General features: G+C 58.6%; 16 protein-coding genes and 1 tRNA gene. 10 read left to right on the forward strand and 7 right to left on the reverse strand.

Annotated elements, in window-relative coordinates; translation table 11 throughout:
• Positions 1 to 96: 96 nt before the first annotated feature.
• Together MYY08_RS15630 and orn are read right to left on the reverse strand one after the other, a co-directional pair.
• Positions 97 to 172, reverse strand: a tRNA-Gly gene (locus MYY08_RS15630).
• Between the two features lie 155 nt (positions 173 to 327).
• Positions 328 to 870: an oligoribonuclease gene (gene orn, locus MYY08_RS15635; RefSeq protein WP_038623873.1), complete on the reverse strand. Its 543-nt coding sequence runs from the start codon at positions 868 to 870 to the stop codon at positions 328 to 330.
• Between the two features lie 155 nt (positions 871 to 1,025).
• Here orn and rsgA point away from each other — a divergent pair, with 155 nt between their 5' ends.
• From rsgA to mscM, 3 genes are all read left to right on the forward strand, one after another.
• Entirely contained in the window at positions 1,026 to 2,081 is a 1,056-nt protein-coding gene (rsgA, locus tag MYY08_RS15640; protein WP_038623871.1) for a small ribosomal subunit biogenesis GTPase RsgA, read from the forward strand.
• Positions 2,082 to 2,185: 104 nt separating this feature from the next.
• Positions 2,186 to 3,085, forward strand: a complete 900-nt coding sequence (gene asd / locus MYY08_RS15645; RefSeq protein ID WP_038623869.1) for an archaetidylserine decarboxylase — start codon at positions 2,186 to 2,188, stop codon at positions 3,083 to 3,085.
• Between the two features lie 9 nt (positions 3,086 to 3,094).
• Positions 3,095 to 6,421 carry a miniconductance mechanosensitive channel MscM gene (gene mscM, locus MYY08_RS15650; protein WP_038623867.1) on the forward strand — a complete coding sequence of 1,109 codons (3,327 nt, stop codon included), beginning with the start codon at positions 3,095 to 3,097 and terminating at the stop codon, positions 6,419 to 6,421.
• Between the two features lie 92 nt (positions 6,422 to 6,513).
• Here mscM and epmA read toward each other — a convergent pair whose 3' ends face one another.
• Positions 6,514 to 7,491 (reverse strand): elongation factor P--(R)-beta-lysine ligase, encoded by a 978-nt coding sequence (gene epmA, locus MYY08_RS15655; RefSeq protein ID WP_038623865.1) that lies wholly within the window; start codon positions 7,489 to 7,491, stop codon positions 6,514 to 6,516.
• A 391-nt stretch (positions 7,492 to 7,882) separates the two neighbouring features.
• Here epmA and MYY08_RS15660 point away from each other — a divergent pair, with 391 nt between their 5' ends.
• The 5 genes from MYY08_RS15660 (at position 7,883) to frdD (ending at position 12,902) form a co-directional block, all read left to right on the forward strand.
• The gene (locus MYY08_RS15660; RefSeq protein WP_038623863.1) at positions 7,883 to 9,442 is read left to right on the forward strand and encodes a methyl-accepting chemotaxis protein; all 1,560 of its coding nucleotides are present in this window, start codon (positions 7,883 to 7,885) and stop codon (positions 9,440 to 9,442) included.
• 172 nt (positions 9,443 to 9,614) lie between these two features.
• Positions 9,615 to 11,405, forward strand: coding sequence for a fumarate reductase (quinol) flavoprotein subunit (gene frdA, locus MYY08_RS15665; protein WP_038623861.1), 1,791 nt, complete (start codon positions 9,615 to 9,617; stop codon positions 11,403 to 11,405).
• On the forward strand, positions 11,398 to 12,132 hold the full coding sequence (locus MYY08_RS15670) for a succinate dehydrogenase/fumarate reductase iron-sulfur subunit (RefSeq protein ID WP_038623859.1): 735 nt from the start codon (positions 11,398 to 11,400) through the stop codon (positions 12,130 to 12,132). Before frdA ends, MYY08_RS15670 begins: the two co-directional genes overlap by 8 nt.
• A gap of 10 nt (positions 12,133 to 12,142) precedes the next feature.
• The gene (gene frdC, locus MYY08_RS15675; RefSeq protein ID WP_038623857.1) at positions 12,143 to 12,538 is read left to right on the forward strand and encodes a fumarate reductase subunit FrdC; all 396 of its coding nucleotides are present in this window, start codon (positions 12,143 to 12,145) and stop codon (positions 12,536 to 12,538) included.
• Between the two features lie 10 nt (positions 12,539 to 12,548).
• Positions 12,549 to 12,902: a fumarate reductase subunit FrdD gene (gene frdD / locus MYY08_RS15680; protein ID WP_038623855.1), complete on the forward strand. Its 354-nt coding sequence runs from the start codon at positions 12,549 to 12,551 to the stop codon at positions 12,900 to 12,902.
• Position 12,903: 1 nt separating this feature from the next.
• On the opposite strand, the gene MYY08_RS15685 is transcribed toward frdD, so the two are convergent.
• A complete protein-coding gene (locus MYY08_RS15685; RefSeq protein WP_038623853.1) occupies positions 12,904 to 14,352 on the reverse strand; it encodes a flagellin N-terminal helical domain-containing protein in 1,449 nt (482 codons plus the stop codon).
• A gap of 196 nt (positions 14,353 to 14,548) precedes the next feature.
• Here MYY08_RS15685 and MYY08_RS15690 point away from each other — a divergent pair, with 196 nt between their 5' ends.
• Positions 14,549 to 15,100 carry a lipocalin family protein gene (locus MYY08_RS15690; protein ID WP_038623851.1) on the forward strand — a complete coding sequence of 184 codons (552 nt, stop codon included), beginning with the start codon at positions 14,549 to 14,551 and terminating at the stop codon, positions 15,098 to 15,100.
• Between the two features lie 51 nt (positions 15,101 to 15,151).
• Here MYY08_RS15690 and MYY08_RS15695 read toward each other — a convergent pair whose 3' ends face one another.
• The 3 genes from MYY08_RS15695 to efp all read right to left on the reverse strand — a co-directional run bounded on the left by MYY08_RS15695 (position 15,152) and on the right by efp (position 16,153).
• The gene (locus tag MYY08_RS15695) at positions 15,152 to 15,286 is read right to left on the reverse strand and encodes an entericidin A/B family lipoprotein (protein ID WP_038623848.1); all 135 of its coding nucleotides are present in this window, start codon (positions 15,284 to 15,286) and stop codon (positions 15,152 to 15,154) included.
• Between the two features lie 114 nt (positions 15,287 to 15,400).
• Positions 15,401 to 15,532 carry an entericidin A/B family lipoprotein gene (locus MYY08_RS15700; protein ID WP_071883735.1) on the reverse strand — a complete coding sequence of 44 codons (132 nt, stop codon included), beginning with the start codon at positions 15,530 to 15,532 and terminating at the stop codon, positions 15,401 to 15,403.
• A gap of 54 nt (positions 15,533 to 15,586) precedes the next feature.
• Entirely contained in the window at positions 15,587 to 16,153 is a 567-nt protein-coding gene (efp, locus tag MYY08_RS15705; protein WP_038623847.1) for an elongation factor P, read from the reverse strand.
• A 41-nt stretch (positions 16,154 to 16,194) separates the two neighbouring features.
• Between efp and epmB the strand changes: the two genes are divergently transcribed.
• Positions 16,195 to 17,223 (forward strand): EF-P beta-lysylation protein EpmB, encoded by a 1,029-nt coding sequence (epmB, locus tag MYY08_RS15710; RefSeq protein ID WP_288014868.1) that lies wholly within the window; start codon positions 16,195 to 16,197, stop codon positions 17,221 to 17,223.
• Positions 17,224 to 17,524 lie beyond the last annotated feature (301 nt).

The following is a 17,524-nucleotide window of genomic DNA, read 5'->3' on the forward strand; positions in this document are numbered from 1 at the left end:
AAACGAGACTCGAACTCGCGACCCCGACCTTGGCAAGGTCGTGCTCTACCAACTGAGCTATTCCCGCAGGGGCGTTACCGGGTACTGCATAAATTTTGGAGCGGGAAACGAGACTCGAACTCGCGACCCCGACCTTGGCAAGGTCGTGCTCTACCAACTGAGCTATTCCCGCAATCGTAGCCGATTAAAATTCTTCATCGGTACGGGGAGCGCATTATACGAGAAAACTTTTGCCCTGCAAGCCCTTGAGGGCAAAAATTTGCGCTTTCGATGCGTTTGCTGATTTAAGCGGCGGAATGGCGTTTTTTTAGCCGATCCGCCCGTCTGCTACAGCTGCAAAAAATGGGTACGGTAGTAAGCCAGCTCCGCTACCGACTCGCGGATATCATCCAGCGCCTGGTGCGTGCCCGCTTTTTTAAAGCCCGCCAGGATATCCGGCTTCCAGCGACGCGCCAGCTCTTTCAGCGTGCTGACGTCCAGATAGCGATAGTGGAAATAGCTCTCCAGCTCCGGCATATATTTAAACAGGAAGCGGCGGTCCTGGCCGATGCTGTTGCCGCAAATCGGCGACGCGTTAGCGGGCACCCACTGTTTTAAGAATTCCAGCGTCGCCAGCTCGGCGGCGCGATCGTCATACTGACTTGCCTTCACCCGCTCCACCAGGCCGCTGTTGGTATGGGTACGCACGTTCCATTCATCCATCAGCGCCAGCTGTTCAGCGGATTGATGCACCGCCAGCACCGGGCCTTCCGCCAGAATATTCAGGTTAGCGTCCGTTACCAGCGTCGCAATTTCAATAATGCGATCGCGTTCTGGATCGAGGCCGGTCATTTCCAGATCGATCCAGATAAGATTGTTTTCATTTCCCATGTTTTATCCCGCCGTTGGCTCGGTTGTGTTTCCGGCTGAATCGCCAGGACGCGTCGCATAATGCCTGGTTGCGTCGCTCGCCGTAATTCAGCCCAGGGTGTATCATAGACGTTTTGCCCAACGAGGCGAAACCGTCCGAGTGCATGTGAGGAAGAGTGAGTAAAAATAAACTGTCTAAAGGCCAGCAGCGTCGCGTTAACGCTAACCACGAACGCCGTCTCAAACAGCGTGCGGATAAGCCTGAACCGGATGACAGCCTGTTTGGCGAAGCGCAGGACGGCATCGTCATCAGCCGCTTCGGCATGCATGCGGACGTAGAGGACAGCGCAGGTCAGGTTCACCGCTGCAATATTCGCCGCACTATTCGCTCGCTGGTGACCGGCGATCGCGTGCTCTGGCGTCCCGGCGTTGAAGGCGGCGCCACGGTAAAAGGCATCGTCGAAGCGGTGCATGAGCGCCATTCGGTGCTGACGCGCCCCGACTTCTACGACGGCGTGAAGCCGGTCGCGGCGAACATCGACCAGATCATCATCGTCTCCGCCATCGTGCCGGAGCTGTCGTTGAATATTATCGACCGCTATCTGGTCGCGAGCGAAACGCTCGGCATCGAGCCGCTGCTGGTGCTGAATAAAACCGACCTGCTGGATGACGCAGGCCGCGCCTTTGTTGATAAGCAGATGGATATCTATCGCCATATCGGCTATCGCGTGCTGATGGTCTCCAGCTACGAAAAAGCGGGCCTGGCCGATTTGGAAGCGGCATTGACCGGCCGCATCAGCATTTTCGCCGGGCAATCGGGCGTCGGAAAATCGAGCCTGCTCAACGCGCTGCTGGGCCTCGATCTGAGCGATAAAACCATCCTCACCAACGACGTTTCCGACGTCTCCGGGCTGGGCCAGCACACCACCACCGCCGCGCGCCTCTATCACTTCCCGCATGGCGGCGACGTGATAGATTCGCCCGGCGTGCGCGAGTTTGGCCTCTGGCACCTGGAGCCGGAACAAATCACCCGGGGATTTGTCGAATTTCGTGCGTTTTTAGGCGGCTGCAAGTTCCGCGACTGCAAACATGACAACGATCCCGGCTGCGCGATCCGCGAGGCGGTGGAAAATGGGCTTATCGACGAAACGCGCTTCGAAAACTACCACCGCATACTGGAGAGCATGGCGCAGGTAAAAACGCGTAAAAACTTCGGTAATGACGAAGATTAATACAGCAAATATGGCATTATCGGCGCGTTAGCCTAAACAGGCTGTCGCTGCTACAATTCGCCCCCTTTTTCTTCAACGTCGTGTGATTAAGCCAGGAGGCTAACGTGTTGGATTCTATTAAACTCGGCCTGAATCATCTGCTCCCTAAAAAGTGGCTCACCGAGCTGGCTGGCTGGGCCGCCAGCAAACGCGCCGGCTGGCTGACCAAAGCAGTGATCGATATTTTCGTCTGGTTCTATCGCGTCGATATGTCCGAAGCGCAGAAGTCAGACACCGCCAGCTACCGCACCTTTAACGATTTCTTCGTGCGTCCGCTGCGCGACGAAGCGCGTCCGATCGACGCCGATCCGAACCTGCTGGTGCTGCCGGCGGATGGCGCCATCAGCCAGCTGGGCCATATCGAGGGCGACACGATTTTTCAGGCGAAAGGCCACTACTATTCACTGGAAGCGCTGCTGGCGGGCGATCGTCAGATGGCGGCGCAGTTCCGCGACGGCGAATTCGCCACGACCTATCTGGCGCCGCGCGACTATCACCGCGTGCATATGCCGTGCAACGGCATCCTGCGTGAAATGATTTACGTGCCGGGCGATCTCTACTCCGTTAACCCGCTGACCGCGCGCAATATCCCGAACCTGTTTGCCCGTAATGAACGCGTTATCTGCTATTTCGATACCGAATTCGGCCCAATGGCGCAGATTCTGGTGGGCGCGACCATCGTCGGCAGCATCGAAACCGCCTGGTCCGGCACCGTTACGCCGCCGCGCGAAGGGGTCATCAAACGCTGGAGCTTTCCGGGCGCCGACGCCGAAGGCGCCGTGGTGCTGCTGAAAGGTCAGGAGATGGGCCGCTTCAAGCTGGGCTCGACCGTCATTAACCTGTTCGCGCCGGGACGCATTAAGCTGGCGGAAAGCCTGGAAGCGGAAAGCAAAACCCGTCTCGGTCAGCCAATGGCTATGGCGCTGCAACGCACCGATGCGGAAACCGTTTTACACCACGATTAAGATATCACCGTGCGCCTGATCCTCTCTTTTATTCTCGCCTGCGTATTCACCCTGCCCGCCTTCGCCGCCAGCGCGCCTGACGCGGCGCAGGTTCGTCAGGAGCTGGAGCAGGCGAAATCCGCCAAAGCGTCGCCAGCTCAGGCTGAGTTGGTGCAAACGCTGGAATCCGCGCTGGGCTTTATCAACGCCCGCAACGAGTCGCTGGAGCGGGCGAAACAGTATCAGCAGGTGATCGATGATTTTCCTAAGCTGGCGCGCGAGCTGCGCCAGCAGATCGCCAGCCTCAACGACAGCCAGCGGACATTGCGCAGCGGCATGACCAGCGCCGAGCTGGATCAGGAGATCCTGCAGGTCAGCAGTCAGCTGCTGGAAGAGGGACGCCAGGCGCAGCAGGAGCAGGATCGCGCCCGCGAGATCAGCGATTCGCTGGGTCAACTGCCACAGCAGCAGAGCGAGGCGCGTCGCGCGCTGAGCGAAAGCGAACGCACGTTACATGGGCAAGCCGTCGCCTCCGGCGCGCTGACCCATGCGCAGAACTACGCGCGTCAGGCGGAGTCGGCGGCGCTGAAGGCGCGCGTTGACGAGCTGGAACTGGCGCAGCTTTCTGCCAACAACCGTCAGGAACTGGCGCGGATGCGCGCCGAAGTGCATCAGAAAAAAGCGGAGCAGCTGGATGACTATCTGCAGGCGCTGCGCAACCAGCTTAACAGCCTGCGTCAGCGCGAAGCGGAGCAGGCGCTGGCGCGCACCGAGCAGCTGGCGGAAAACAGCGGCGATCTGCCCGCGGCGATCGCCGAACAGTTTCACGTCAACCGGGAGCTGTCCGCCGCGCTGAACCAACAGGCGCAGCGTCTCGATCTTATCGCCTCGCAGCAGCGTCAGGCCACCAATCAAACCATTCAGGTTCGTCAGGCGCTCAGCACCATTCGTGAACAGTCGCAGTGGCTCGGCGCCTCCAACTTGCTGGGCGAGGCGCTGCGTGCGCAGGTGGCGCGCCTGCCGGAAATGCCTAAGTCGCAGCAGCTGGACAGCGAAATGGGCCAGCTGCGCGTGCAGCGTCTGCACTATGAAGATCTGCTTAATCAGCAGCAGCACCTGCGTCAGCTGAAGCAGGAAAACGGCGCGCCGCTGACCAGCGAACAGAACCGCATTCTCGACGCACAGATAAAAACCCAGCGGGAGCTGCTCGGTTCGCTGATTTCCGGCTGCGATACCCTGATTCTGGAGGTCACTAAGCTGAAAGTGGCCAACAGCCAGCTGGAAGACGCGCTGGGCGAAATCAAAGAGGCCACGCACCGCTACCTTTTCTGGACCGCCGACGTCAATCCGCTGAGCCTGAGCTATCCGCTGGAGGTGGCGCGCGATCTGAACCGGCTGCTGTCGCTCGATACGCTGGGCCAGCTCGGCGGCGCGCTGATGATGATGGTCACCAGCCGCGACACGGTGCTGCCGATTCTGGGCGCACTTCTGCTGGTCGGCTTCAGCGTTAGTTCGCGCCGTCACTACAATGCGTTTCTGGCGCGCGCCGCCGGACGCGTCGGTAAGGTGACGCAGGACCATTTCACTCTGACGTTGCGCACCGTTTTCTGGTCGATTCTGGTCGCCCTGCCCTTGCCGGTGTTGTGGGGGGCGCTCGGCTTTGGGTTGCAGCACGCCTGGCCTTACCCGGTCGCGGTGGCGATCGGCGACGGCGTGACCGCCACGCTGCCGCTGCTCTGGGTGTTTATGATCAGCGCCGCCTTCGCCCGACCCAACGGGCTGTTTGTGATTCACTTCCGCTGGCCGCAGCTGCGAGTGGCGCGCGCCATGCGCTACTACTCGCTCTCCATCGGCTTTATCGTGCCGCTGATTATGCTACTCATCACCTTCGCCAACCTGGAGGATCGACAGTTTTCCGCTACCCTGGGACGGCTCTGCTTTATTCTGATCTGCGGCGCGCTGAGCCTGGTGACCGTCAGCCTGAAGCGCGCCGGCATCCCGCTTTATCTCGATAATGAAGGCAGCGGCGACAACGTGATCAACCGCATCCTGTGGAATGTGATGATCTGTATTCCTCTGGCGGCGGCGCTCGCCTCCTGCACCGGCTACCTGGCGACCGCGCAGGCGCTGCTGGCGCGTCTGGAGACCTCGGTCGCCATCTGGTTCCTGCTGCTGGTGATTTATCACATTATTCGCCGCTGGATGCTGATCCAGCGCCGCCGCATCGCCTTCGATCGCGCACGTCAGCGTCGCGCCGATATGCTGGCGCATCGCGCGCGCGGCGAAGAAGAATCGGCCGCGCAGACGGCGGACGGCGTGGATGTCGAGGAGCCGGTGATCGATCTTGACGCCATCAGCGCGCAGTCGCTGCGCCTGGTGCGCTCGATTCTGACGCTGATCGCCCTGCTCTCGGTGATTGTGCTGTGGTCGGAAATTCATTCCGCCTTCGCCTTTCTGGAGAATATCAAGCTGTGGAATGCCAGCAGTACGGTGCAGGGCGTGGAAAGCCTGCATCCGATTACCCTTGGCTCGGTGCTGATCGCTATCCTGATCTTCTTTATCACCACCCAGCTGGTGCGCAATATGCCCGCCCTGCTGGAGCTGGCGCTGTTGCAGCATCTCAGCCTGACGCCCGGCACCGGCTACGCCATTACGACCCTGACCAAATATCTGCTGCTGCTGATTGGCGGCCTGATGGGTTTCTCGATGATCGGCATCGAATGGTCGAAACTGCAATGGCTGGTGGCGGCGCTCGGCGTGGGGCTGGGATTTGGTCTCCAGGAGATTTTCGCCAACTTTATCTCTGGCCTGATCATTCTGTTTGAGAAGCCGATCCGTATCGGCGATACGGTCACCATTCGCGATCTGACCGGCAGCATTACGCGCATCAATACGCGCGCCACCACCATCACCGACTGGGATCGCAAAGAAATCATCGTGCCGAACAAGGCGTTTATCACCGAGCAGTTCGTGAACTGGTCGCTCTCCGACTCCGTGACGCGCGTGGTGCTGACCGTGCCTGCGCCGGCTGGCGTCGACAGCGAGCAGGTGACCGCGCTGCTGCGCCACGCCTGCGAACGCTGTAGCTATGTGCTGGATACTCCGCCGCCGGAAGTGTTCCTGGTCGATTTGCAGCAGGGCATTCAGCTGTTCGAGCTGCGCATTCACGCTGCGGAGATGGGTCATCGTATGCCGCTGCGTCACGAGCTGCACCAGCTCATTCTGCAAGGCTTCCGCGAACATAATATTGAAATGCCGTTCCCGCCGTTCCAGGTGCGTATGGAGACCGCGGCGAAACGGACGCCCGCCAGCAACGGCGCGCCGACCACGCGCACCTTTAAGTCAGGCGGACTTTAGGGAGATAAAACGACAACGCGCGCCGACGGCACAGCGCGACGGGGCGCCTCAGACAGAGCGCGGCGATCGCCTGCAAAGGCGATCGCATCGCGTTAGCAGCGATCGACCGGAAAGGCGATTACCTCGCTAAGAGACTCCGCCTTTAACGCCAGCATAATCAGACGATCCACGCCCAGCGCGACGCCGGAGCAGGCAGGCATGCCGTGTTCCAGCGCGGCGAGCAGGTTGGTGTCGATCGGCTGCTGCGGCAGCCCGCGCGCGGCGCGGCGGCGGTTATCCTGCTCAAAGCGCTGACGCTGTTCGCGCGCGTCGGTCAGCTCGCGGAAGCCGTTCGCCAGTTCAATGCCTTTAAAGTAAACTTCAAAGCGCTCCGCCACGCGGTGATCTTCGGTGCTGATCTCAGCCAGCGCCGCCTGCGTCGCCGGGAAGTGGTAAATAAAGGCCGGTTTCTCCTGGCCGATCTTCGGCTCCACGCCCAGCATAAACAGCAGCTGCAACAGCGTATCACGATCTTCTTCCGCGTTGGCCAGATCGCCCACGCCCAGCTTCTCCGCCACGTCGCGCAGCTGCGCTTTGTCAGCGGAAAGCGGGTCCACTTCCAGGTGGCGAATAAACGCCTGCTGATAAGAGAGGGATTCCGCTGGCTGGCACTCCAGTACCTGCTGCAACAGATCGTCCACCTCATTCATCAGGCGATACATATCGTAGTGCGGACGATACCACTCCAGCATGGTGAATTCCGGGTTATGGTGACGCCCCGCCTCTTCATTGCGGAAGCTGCGACCCATCTGATAGATCGGTCCGCTGCCCGCCGCCAGCAGGCGTTTCATATGATATTCCGGGCTGGTCATCAGCCATAAATCCAAACCCTGCGAAGCGCCGGGGCCGACAAAGCGCGTCTGGAAGGTCACCAGATGAACATCGGTTACCGTAGCCTGACTCATCGCCGGGGTTTCCACCTCCAGTACGCCGCGATCGGCGAAGAAACGACGAATCTCCGCCAGAATCTTCGCGCGTTTCAACAGGTTAGAGATGGGTGCGCTCGGCTGCCAGCTTGCCGTTTCGCTCATTGGGTTTACTCCTCAGTCAAACAGGGGGATGCAGTCTACTCGTAACCTCGCCGGCAGACAAATCTCCGCTGATAAAACCGCCGATTTTGCCGTAGCGAGACCCCGGCTTCGCTGATGCCTCCTCTTATCCATCGCAGGTAGCACAGGGATTTTTAATGAATGTTTTATCAAGTTTTCCCGGTCGCTGCCGATGGTGCAAAACGCGTTGCGCGAAAACTGGCCTGGTTTCTCATGCCAGCGAAAGCGGCGTCGTAAGCCGTTCTGTTGCTAAGAAAATAGCATCAGCCGCTAACGAAAAAGTAAAGCCCCGACATTCCCAGGATATTGCGCTGGGATGAATAATATTTATAGACAATTGTATTGTTCTGGTTCAGGCAAAGGGATACGGATAATGTTATCAGTGAAGAATATGAAAGTTGGCTTTCGACTCGGTGCAGCTTTTAGTTTAGTTATACTGCTGCTTATTATTGTGAGCGTCACAGCAGTCATTAAGATAAGTAATATCAACACTGCGGTAGGAAATATCGTTAACGATCGCTACATCAAAGTCAGGCTGGCGTTTGACGTGCGCGACGGCGTTAACGATCAGATTAAATATCTGCGCGGCATGGTGATTGATACGCCTCGTCCCGAAATGAATCAAAAGCGCTTTGGTCAGCTTGAGCAGGCAACGCAGCAAACCAATGAAGCGATTGAAAAAATCGCCCGACTGCAAACGACCGCTGTCGGCCAGAAAAAAATTAAGGCGGTAAAAGCGGCGGCGCAGGATTTTGCCGCAGCCAGCCAGCAGCTGCTTGCGCTGATTCGTGAGGGCAACATCGACGCCGCAGCCGACTATGCGCTGCGCAAAATGACCCCGGCGCAAAACGCCTTCCTGAATATCGTGGAGAAGTTCGCGGATTCCCAATCCCAGCAGCTACAGGGAGAAGGCGCGCATGCGGTGGCGGATGCGACGACGGCCATCAACATCACGCTGATTTTCTCCGCGCTGGCGATTGCCGCTGCGGTAATCCTTGGCTATTTCCTGACCCGTTCGATTGTGCAGCCGCTGCGCGCCGCCGTCAGCATTGCGGAAAACGTGGCATCCGGCGATCTGCGTACGGTTATCAAGGTCAGTTCATCGGATGAAACGGGCCAGCTGATGCAGGCGCTGAAAACGATGAATGACAATCTGCTGAAAATCGTCACCGAAGTGCGCGCCGGCACCGATATGATCGCTCACGCCTCCAGCGAAATCTCCGCCGGCAATATGGATCTCTCCTCGCGTACCGAGCAGCAGGCCAGCTCACTGGAAGAGACCGCCTCCGCGATGGAGCAAATGACCTCTACCGTTAAGCAAAACGCCGATAACGCTCGTCAGGCTAACCAGCTGGCAGAGCTGGCGTCAAAAGTCGCGGTGCAGAGCGGCAATGCGGTGAAACAGGTGGTCAATACGATGGAGACCATCAGCAGCTCGTCGCGCAAAATCGTCGATATTATCAGCGTGATCGACGGCATCGCCTTCCAGACCAATATTCTGGCGTTGAACGCGGCGGTCGAGGCGGCGCGCGCTGGCGAACAGGGACGCGGCTTCGCGGTGGTCGCATCGGAAGTGCGCAGCCTGGCCCAGCGTTCCGCTTCTGCGGCCAAAGAGATCGCGCAGCTGATCGAAGATTCCGTCAATAAAGTCGATGAAGGCGGCAAACAGGTGGCGAACGCAGGCAGCACCATGAATGAAGTGCTGACCAGCGTGAAAAGCGTGACGGAAATCATGGGTGAGATCTCCATCGCCAGTACCGAGCAAAGCACGGGTATTGATGAGATTAACGCCGCCATCACCCAGATGGATCAGGTGACTCAACAGAACGCCGCGCTGGTTAATCAGTCGGCGGCGGCGGCGCAGGCGATGCAGGAGCAGGCCGCTCAGCTGGCACAGGCGATGCGGGTATTTAAAGTCAACGAGGCCGCCTGAGGCATGTTCGCCTTCTGCCCGCTTGTACGGCGGCAGAAGGCGCCTTATCGGTGTCGTTTAATGACATCGCTTTTATCGGTTTAAAACATCGAACATATCAAAATCGGCTGATGCGCCCTGCCCTACACTGGCTAACTCTAAAGAGTTACTTCGCGTTCGCAGGGAGGTTTAAGTGCAAAGCATACAGGCCGATTTAGTGATTGTCGGCGCAGGCGGCGCCGGTCTGCGGGCGGCTATCGCCGCCGCTGAAGCCCATCCAGCGTTATCCATCGCCCTTGTGTCAAAAGTCTATCCCATGCGCAGCCACACCGTAGCTGCCGAAGGCGGTTCCGCCGCCGTTACCCAACAACATGACAGTTTCGACGCTCACTTTCACGACACCGTCGCTGGCGGCGACTGGCTGTGCGAGCAAGATGTGGTGGACTACTTTGTGCGCCACTGCCCGGAAGAAATGATTCAGCTGGAACAGTGGGGCTGCCCGTGGAGTCGTAAGGCGGACGGCAGCATCAACGTGCGCCGCTTCGGCGGCATGAAGATTGAGCGCACCTGGTTCGCCGCTGATAAAACCGGCTTCCATATGCTGCACACGCTGTTTCAAACCTCGTTGAAGTACCCGCAAATACGCCGCTTTGACGAGCATTTTGTACTGGATCTGCTGGTAGACGACGGCCGCGTCGGCGGACTGGTGGCGCTGAATATGATGGAGGGCACGCTGGTGACGCTGCGCGCGGGCGCCGTGGTGCTGGCGACCGGCGGCGCCGGTCGCGTCTACCGCTATAATACCAACGGCAGCATCGTCACCGGCGACGGCATGGGCATGGCGCTGCGCCACGGCGTTCCGCTGCGCGATATGGAATTCGTGCAGTACCACCCGACCGGTCTGCCCGGCTCCGGCATTCTGATGACGGAAGGCTGTCGGGGCGAAGGAGGCATTCTGGTGAATAAGGATGGCTATCGCTATCTGCAAGATTACGGGCTTGGCCCGGAAACGCCGCCCGGATCGCCGAAAAACAAATATATGGAACTGGGCCCGCGCGACAAAGTTTCGCAGGCGTTCTGGCACGAATGGCGCGCCGGACGCACCATCGCCACGCCGCGCGGCGACGTGGTTCATCTCGATTTGCGGCATCTCGGCGCGAAAAAGCTGCATGAACGGCTGCCTTTTATCTGCGAGCTGAGCAAGGCCTATGTCGGCGTCGATCCGGTTACCGATCCCATTCCGGTGCGCCCTACCGCGCACTACACGATGGGCGGCATCGAAACCGACGCGCGCGGCGAAACGCGCATTCAGGGGCTGTTCGCCGCCGGCGAGTGCGCCTCTATCGGTCTGCACGGCGCCAATCGTCTGGGATCGAACTCGCTGGCGGAGCTGGTGGTGTTCGGCCGTCTCGCTGGCGAACAGGCGGCGGAGCGGGCGCTGGCAAGCCGCCCCGGCAACGAGCGCGCGCTGCAGGCGCAGGCGCAGGATATCGAACAACGTCTGCTGGCGCGCATCAACCAACCGGGGGACGAGCGCTGGTCAACGCTGCGTGACGAGATGGGCCGCAGCATGGAAGAAGGCTGCGGGATTTATCGCACCCCGGAACTGATGCAGCAAACCATCGATACGCTGGCGTCGCTGAAGCAACGTTTTCAGCGACTGCACATCAGCGACAGCAGCAGCGTTTTCAATACCGAGCTGCTCTACAGCCTGGAACTGGAACACAGCCTGAACGTGGCCGAATGCATGGCGCACGCCGCCCTGCACCGCAAAGAGTCGCGCGGCGCGCATCAGCGGCTGGATGAAGGCTGTCGACAGCGCGACGATACGCATTATCTTCATCACACCCTGACGTTCTTCACTCCCGACGGCGCGCCGCGCATCGAAACTTCGCCGGTGAAGATCACTCGTCTGCCGCCGGCGCAGCGGCTCTATGGCGCAGAGGCGGAGGCTGCGTCAGCTCAGGAGGCGTTCCATGAATAAATCTTCGACCCTTATCCTTACGCTGCAACGCTATAACCCGGAGAGAGACAGCGCCCCGCATGATGAACTGTTCCCGGTGCCATGGGATGAACAGACGTCGCTGCTGGATGCGCTGGGTTATATCAAAGATAACCTCGCCCACGATCTTGCCTGGCGCTGGTCGTGTCGCATGGCGATTTGCGGCTCCTGCGGCGTGATGGTTAACGGCATCCCCAAACTCGCCTGTAAAACCTTCCTGCGCGATTATCCCGACGGCCTGCGCATCGCGCCGCTGGCGAACTTTCCGGTGGAGCGGGATCTGGTGGTGGATATGAGCCGCTTTATTGAAAGCCTGGAGGCGATCAAGCCTTATATTATCGGCAATCCGCGCGTGCCGGCGCAGGGCGCGAATCCGCAAACCCCGACGCAGATGGCGCGCTATCACCAGTTCGCTGGCTGCATTAACTGCGGCCTCTGCTATGCCGCCTGCCCGCAGTTTGGCCTGAACCCGGCGTTTATCGGTCCGGCCGCCATCGCCCTGGCCCATCGCTACAACCTCGACAGCCGCGATCGCGGCAAAGCGGAACGCATGCCGCTGTTAAACGGCGACAACGGCGTCTGGCCCTGCACCTTCGTCGGCTTCTGTTCAGAGGTCTGCCCGAAGCATGTCGATCCGGCCGCGGCAATCCAACAGGGCAAAGTGGCGAGCGCGAAGGATTACCTTCTCGCCCGGCTGAAACCGCACTAAGGAGCTTTTGATGATAAGTAAACGCAAACCCTGGTCGCCACCGGTTAACGCAGGCTGGTGGCGTCATCTGGCTTTTTACCGCTTTTATATGCTGCGTGAAGGCACGGCGCTGCCGGCGCTGTGGTTCAGCCTGGAGCTGATTTTTGCGCTTTATGCGCTCAAAGGCGGCGCGGATCAGTGGGACGCCTTTATCAGCTTCCTGCGCCATCCGATAGTGCTGTTATTAAACCTGGTCACGCTGGCGGCGGCGCTGCTGCACAGTAAAACCTGGTTTGAACTGGCGCCGAAGGCCGCCATCGTGATGGTGAAAGGGGAAAAGCTGAAGCCGCAGCCCATCATTATCGCTCTGTGGATCGTGATGCTGCTGGCGACGTTCGGTTCGCTGTGGCTGGCGCTACAAGCCTGAGGAGGAAAGAATGCAACAACCACAACGATCGGATGAACCGCTGTTTTGGGGGCTGTTTGGCGCAGGCGGCATGTGGGCGGCGCTGTTTTCGCCGGTGGCGGTGCTGTTGGTCGGCGTGCTGCTGCCGCTGAGCTGGTGGCCCGCCGACGCGTTCAGCTACGAACGTATTCTGGCTTTTGCCTCGACGTTAATCGGGCGTGGGGTGATTTTGCTGACGATTGTTCTGCCGGTGTGGTGCGCGCTGCATCGTCTGCATCATGGCGCGCACGATCTTAAGTTGGCGATTCCCGCCAGCAAATGGTGGTTTTACGGCGCCGCCGTTATTCTGACGGTCATCGCGGCCATAGGCGTCGTCACGCTCTAGCTTAGCCTTTCAGCAAAGAGAGCATCAACTGCGGCTGCTGGTTCGCCTGCACCAGCACCGCATTACTGGCCTGCTGCAGGATCTGCTGCTTCGTCAGGTTAGAGGCTTCCAGCGCATAATCCGCGTCCATAATGCGGCTGCGCGCCGCCGTAGTGGCGACAGTCTGCTGCGACAGCGACGCTTTTGTCGATTCCAGGCTGTTAATGGTGCTGCCATACTCGCCACGGTAGCCGCTGACGGTTTGCAGCGCCTTATCCAGCGCGCCCAGCGCTTTTTCCGCTTCCTCTTTTGGGTTGAGGCGGCTCGCCGCCAGCCCTAATGAGGCGCTGTCGGAAGGCGTCGGCTCAATCGTTTTCACCTGCAGCGTATCGCCAAAGTTAGCGCTGGTTACCACCTGCATCGGGCTACTCGCCTTCGCGTCATCAGGCGTATAGGTTGGCGTTGGCATATTCCCCCAGGTCATACGCGCGCCGAATGAACCATTGCCTACCACGATCACCACCAGATCCTCGGTGACGTTATTGATCGTCACACGCTCCTGCGTATTGGCGCTGGCGACGCTGCCGTCGTTAAACCCGCCGGTGCTGGCGTCTTCATAACGGTCGCCGTCGCCGCTGTAGGTGATGGACATGCCGTTATAGTTTTGCGTCGCGCTGCCGTTCACGTCATAGGTGCTGCCGCCCTGCACCAGCTGCGAATCATCATAGCTGGCGCCCGGCAGAAAGCCGTTCGCCTCGGTCAGGACGCTGCTGTTGGCCTGCGCGGCGCTCGTTATGCCTTTACTTACCCAGGTCGAATCGGGATCGCTGCCCTGCAGCGGCGTGCCGACCAGATGTTTACCGTCACGGGTAAAGATCTGAATATCGTCGTCATAAGAATAGGAATCGATGCGCATGACCACGTTAGTGGCGCCCGCCGGAATATAGGCCATCGAGACAACGCCGGAACTAAAACCGTAATTGTTGCCCGGCACCGGAAATTTGCTGGTGGCCGGCGAGACGTTTCCCAGCTTTACCGGCAGTTCCGGCACGGCAGACGCCAGCGGATATTTACCGAAAATTTCGGTCGTGCCGGCAATCTGATCGATAGTCTCGCTAATCTGCTGGAATTCATCCTGGAGGCTTTGGCGGTCACTGTCCGATAAGGCGTCGTTCACCGAACGGATCGCCAGCTCCTTACCACGGATCAGCAGATTTGAAATGGTATCCAGCCCGCCGTCAGCGGTTTCCGACAGGCTGATGCCGTCATCCAGGCCACGGGCAATCACCGTGTCGGCGCCGATATTAGCGGTCATACGGTTGGAAATCGCCTGACCGGCGGCGTCATCTTTCGCGCTGTTAATGCGCAAACCGGATGAGAGACGTGCAATGGTCTGGCTCAGCGATGGGGCGTCCTTTGCCTGATTTTTCAGCACGTTGGCTGATAACAGATTGGTATAAATGGTCGCCATGATAAGTATTTCTTCATTGACTGGAGTCTGAGTAGGAAGGTTATCGGCGCAGCGCTAACCAGCTTTAGCGCCTTTACAATCACTGACGTCAGGCCCGGCAAGGCTTTGCGCGGCTAAGCAGGTTTCTGCCTCCCGCCAACACAGGCCGGTTTTCTCGTCCTATACTTAAGCTGTTAAAACTTATCAGGAAAGCATTATGTCACTATGGAAAACCTTTATCGCCAGCGTGGGCGCCCTGCTCTCGGTGGCCTGCAGCACGACGCCGCCGAAAAATGTCACGGTGGTGGAAAACTTTGACGCCGATCGCTATCTCGGCCAGTGGTACGAAATTGCCCGACTGAACCACCGCTTTGAGCGCGGTCTCGATCATGTCACCGCAACCTACAGCAAGCGCGATGACGGCGGGCTGAAAGTGGTTAACCGCGGCTACGACGCGCAGAAGCAGCGCTGGAAAGAGAGCATCGGCAAAGCTTACTTTACCGGCTCGCCGCAGCGCGCAGCGCTGAAAGTTTCATTCTTTGGGCCTTTCTACGGCGGCTATAACGTGATCGCGCTCGACAGCGATTATCGCTACGCGCTGATCTGCGGGCCGAACCACGATTACCTTTGGATTCTGTCGCGCACGCCGCAGCTGGATGAATCGGTCAAACAAAAGCTGACGGAACAGGCGCGTCAGGCCGGTTTCCCGGTTGATAAATTGATTTGGGTGAAACAGGACGGCGCAACGCCGCAGCAGGCTGGGAACTAATGCGGAAAGGTAAAAATGTCGGTACGGAACGCAGGTTCCGCACCGTACATATTATTGCGCGCCGCGTTGAATCGCCTGACCGCCCGCTTCAACGTCCTCGCCTACGCCGCGCGTGGTGTTGCAGGCAGACAGCAGAGTAGAAAGAATCAAAGCGGAAAAAATTGCGACAATACTTTTCTTTGACATAGCCATTTCCTTTTTGGTTGCAGTTGAAAGTACAGCAACTAAAGCATAGCCCTAAATTAACAGCTTGCTCGTCGTAACATCAGGAAATGGCGTTCTTTCAGAAAGGAAGATAAATCAGTTTGCTGCGCGGGAGATGGCGCCGCCCAGGTGTGAAACATCTTCACCAAAGCCGCGAAAAGTGTTGCAGGCGCTGAGCGCCATGGTCGTCAGCAACGCGACAGCGATGAATTTTACGATGCGCTTCATTATTTCAATGTTCTCAGTAAAAAAGCGCACCCAGAAGATGCGCCTGATTGCTGCTTATTTTACGCGAGAGACATATTCGCCAGAGCGGGTGTCAACTTTGATCACTTCGCCGATCTGCACGAACAACGGCACTTTAACCACTGCGCCGGTAGACAGCGTCGCCGGTTTGCCGCCGGTGCCCGCCGTATCGCCTTTCAGACCCGGATCGGTATCAACGATTTCCAGCTCAACGAAGTTCGGCGGCGTGACGGCGATCGGGCTGCCGTTCCACAGCGTGACGATGCACTCAGCCTGATCCAGCAGCCATTTCGCGTTGTCGCCAACGGCTTTCGAATCAGCGGCCAGCTGCTCGAAGGTTTCATTATTCATGAAGTGCCAGAACTCACCGTCGTTGTAGAGGTAAGTCAGGTTCATATCCACAACGTCTGCGCCTTCGGCGGAATCGGTGGATTTAAAGGTTTTTTCGATCAGTTTGCCGGTCAGCAGACGACGCATCTTAACGCGTGCGAACGCCTGTCCTTTGCCCGGTTTTACAAACTCGCTGGCTTCGATGGCGTAAGGTTCGCCTTCGAACATGATTTTGAGACCGTTGCGAAAATCGTTGCTAGAATAAGTCGCCATAAAGGCCCTCTACAATTTAATACTGGTACTTAGCCAAAAAAATGGCACACATTGTAACCCTAAATACCCCATCCAGAGAAGATTGGTTGCAACAACTTGCAGACGTCATCACTGAACCCCATGAATTACTGCGGTTTTTAGCGCTGGAACAGCATGCTGAGCTGGCCGCTGGCGAGCCTGCGCGCAAGCTTTTCGCCCTGCGCGTGCCGCGCGCGTTCGCCCAGCGCATGAAAAAAGGCGATCCGCGCGATCCGCTGCTGCTGCAGGTGATCACCGATCGTCAGGAGTTTATCGACGCGCCGGGTTACAGCGCCGATCCGCTGGATGAGCAAAACAGCGTCGTGCCAGGCCTGCTGCATAAATATAAAAACCGCGCGCTGCTGCTGGTCAAAGGCGGCTGTGCGGTCAACTGCCGCTACTGTTTCCGCCGTCATTTCCCCTATCAGGATAACCAGGGCAACAAGCGCAACTGGCAGCGAGCGCTGGACTATATTCGCGAACACCGCGAGCTGGATGAGATCATTTTTTCCGGCGGCGATCCGCTGATGGCGAAAGATCATGAGCTCGACTGGCTGATCGGCGAGCTGGAGGCGATCCCGCACCTGAAGCGCCTGCGTATCCACAGCCGCCTGCCGGTGGTGATCCCGGCGCGCATCACCGAAACGCTCTGCCAGCGCCTCGGCAATTCGCGGTTACAGGTGCTGATGGTGACCCATATCAATCATGCGCAGGAGATCGACCTGGCGCTGCGTCACGGCGTAGCGATGCTGAAGCGCGCAGGCGTCACGATGCTGAACCAGAGCGTGCTGCTGCGCGGCGTGAATGATAATGCGCCTGCGCTGGCCGAGCTCAGCAACGCGCTGTTTGACGCCGGTATTCTCCCCTACTACCTGCACGTGCTGGATAAGGTGCAAGGGGCCGCGCACTTTTACGTCTCCGATGAAGAAGCGCGAGCGATTATGCGCCAGCTGCTGCCGCTGGTTTCCGGTTATCTGGTGCCGAAGCTGGCGCGTGAAATCGGCGGCGAGCCAAGCAAAACGCCGCTCGATTTGCAGCTACGGCAGTCCTGAGGCGCCGTCCGGCAAGGGAAAGCTTGCCGGACGGCTGGCTGACGTTAAATATCCTGTAACGACGTTAACCCCGGCCTGTTACACCGACTCTCTGAGTTGGAGAGGGATGATATTCGGCTTCGACCATTGTCCGCAGTGGTGCATGGATTTCTCTGGGCTGAAACAGTGCCCGCCCTTGTCTCCCGCCGTAGTCAAACAGGTAAAACCTAAGCCGCTAAAACTGAATTCAGCTTTAATGGTTTCGGTTTTACCCGCTAAACCGTTTTCATTTCTTTAAAATAGTAATCAATCTATTACGCAT

This window comes from Mixta sp., assembly GCF_024610815.1.
In the GTDB taxonomy this organism is placed as follows: domain Bacteria; phylum Pseudomonadota; class Gammaproteobacteria; order Enterobacterales; family Enterobacteriaceae; genus Mixta; species Mixta calida.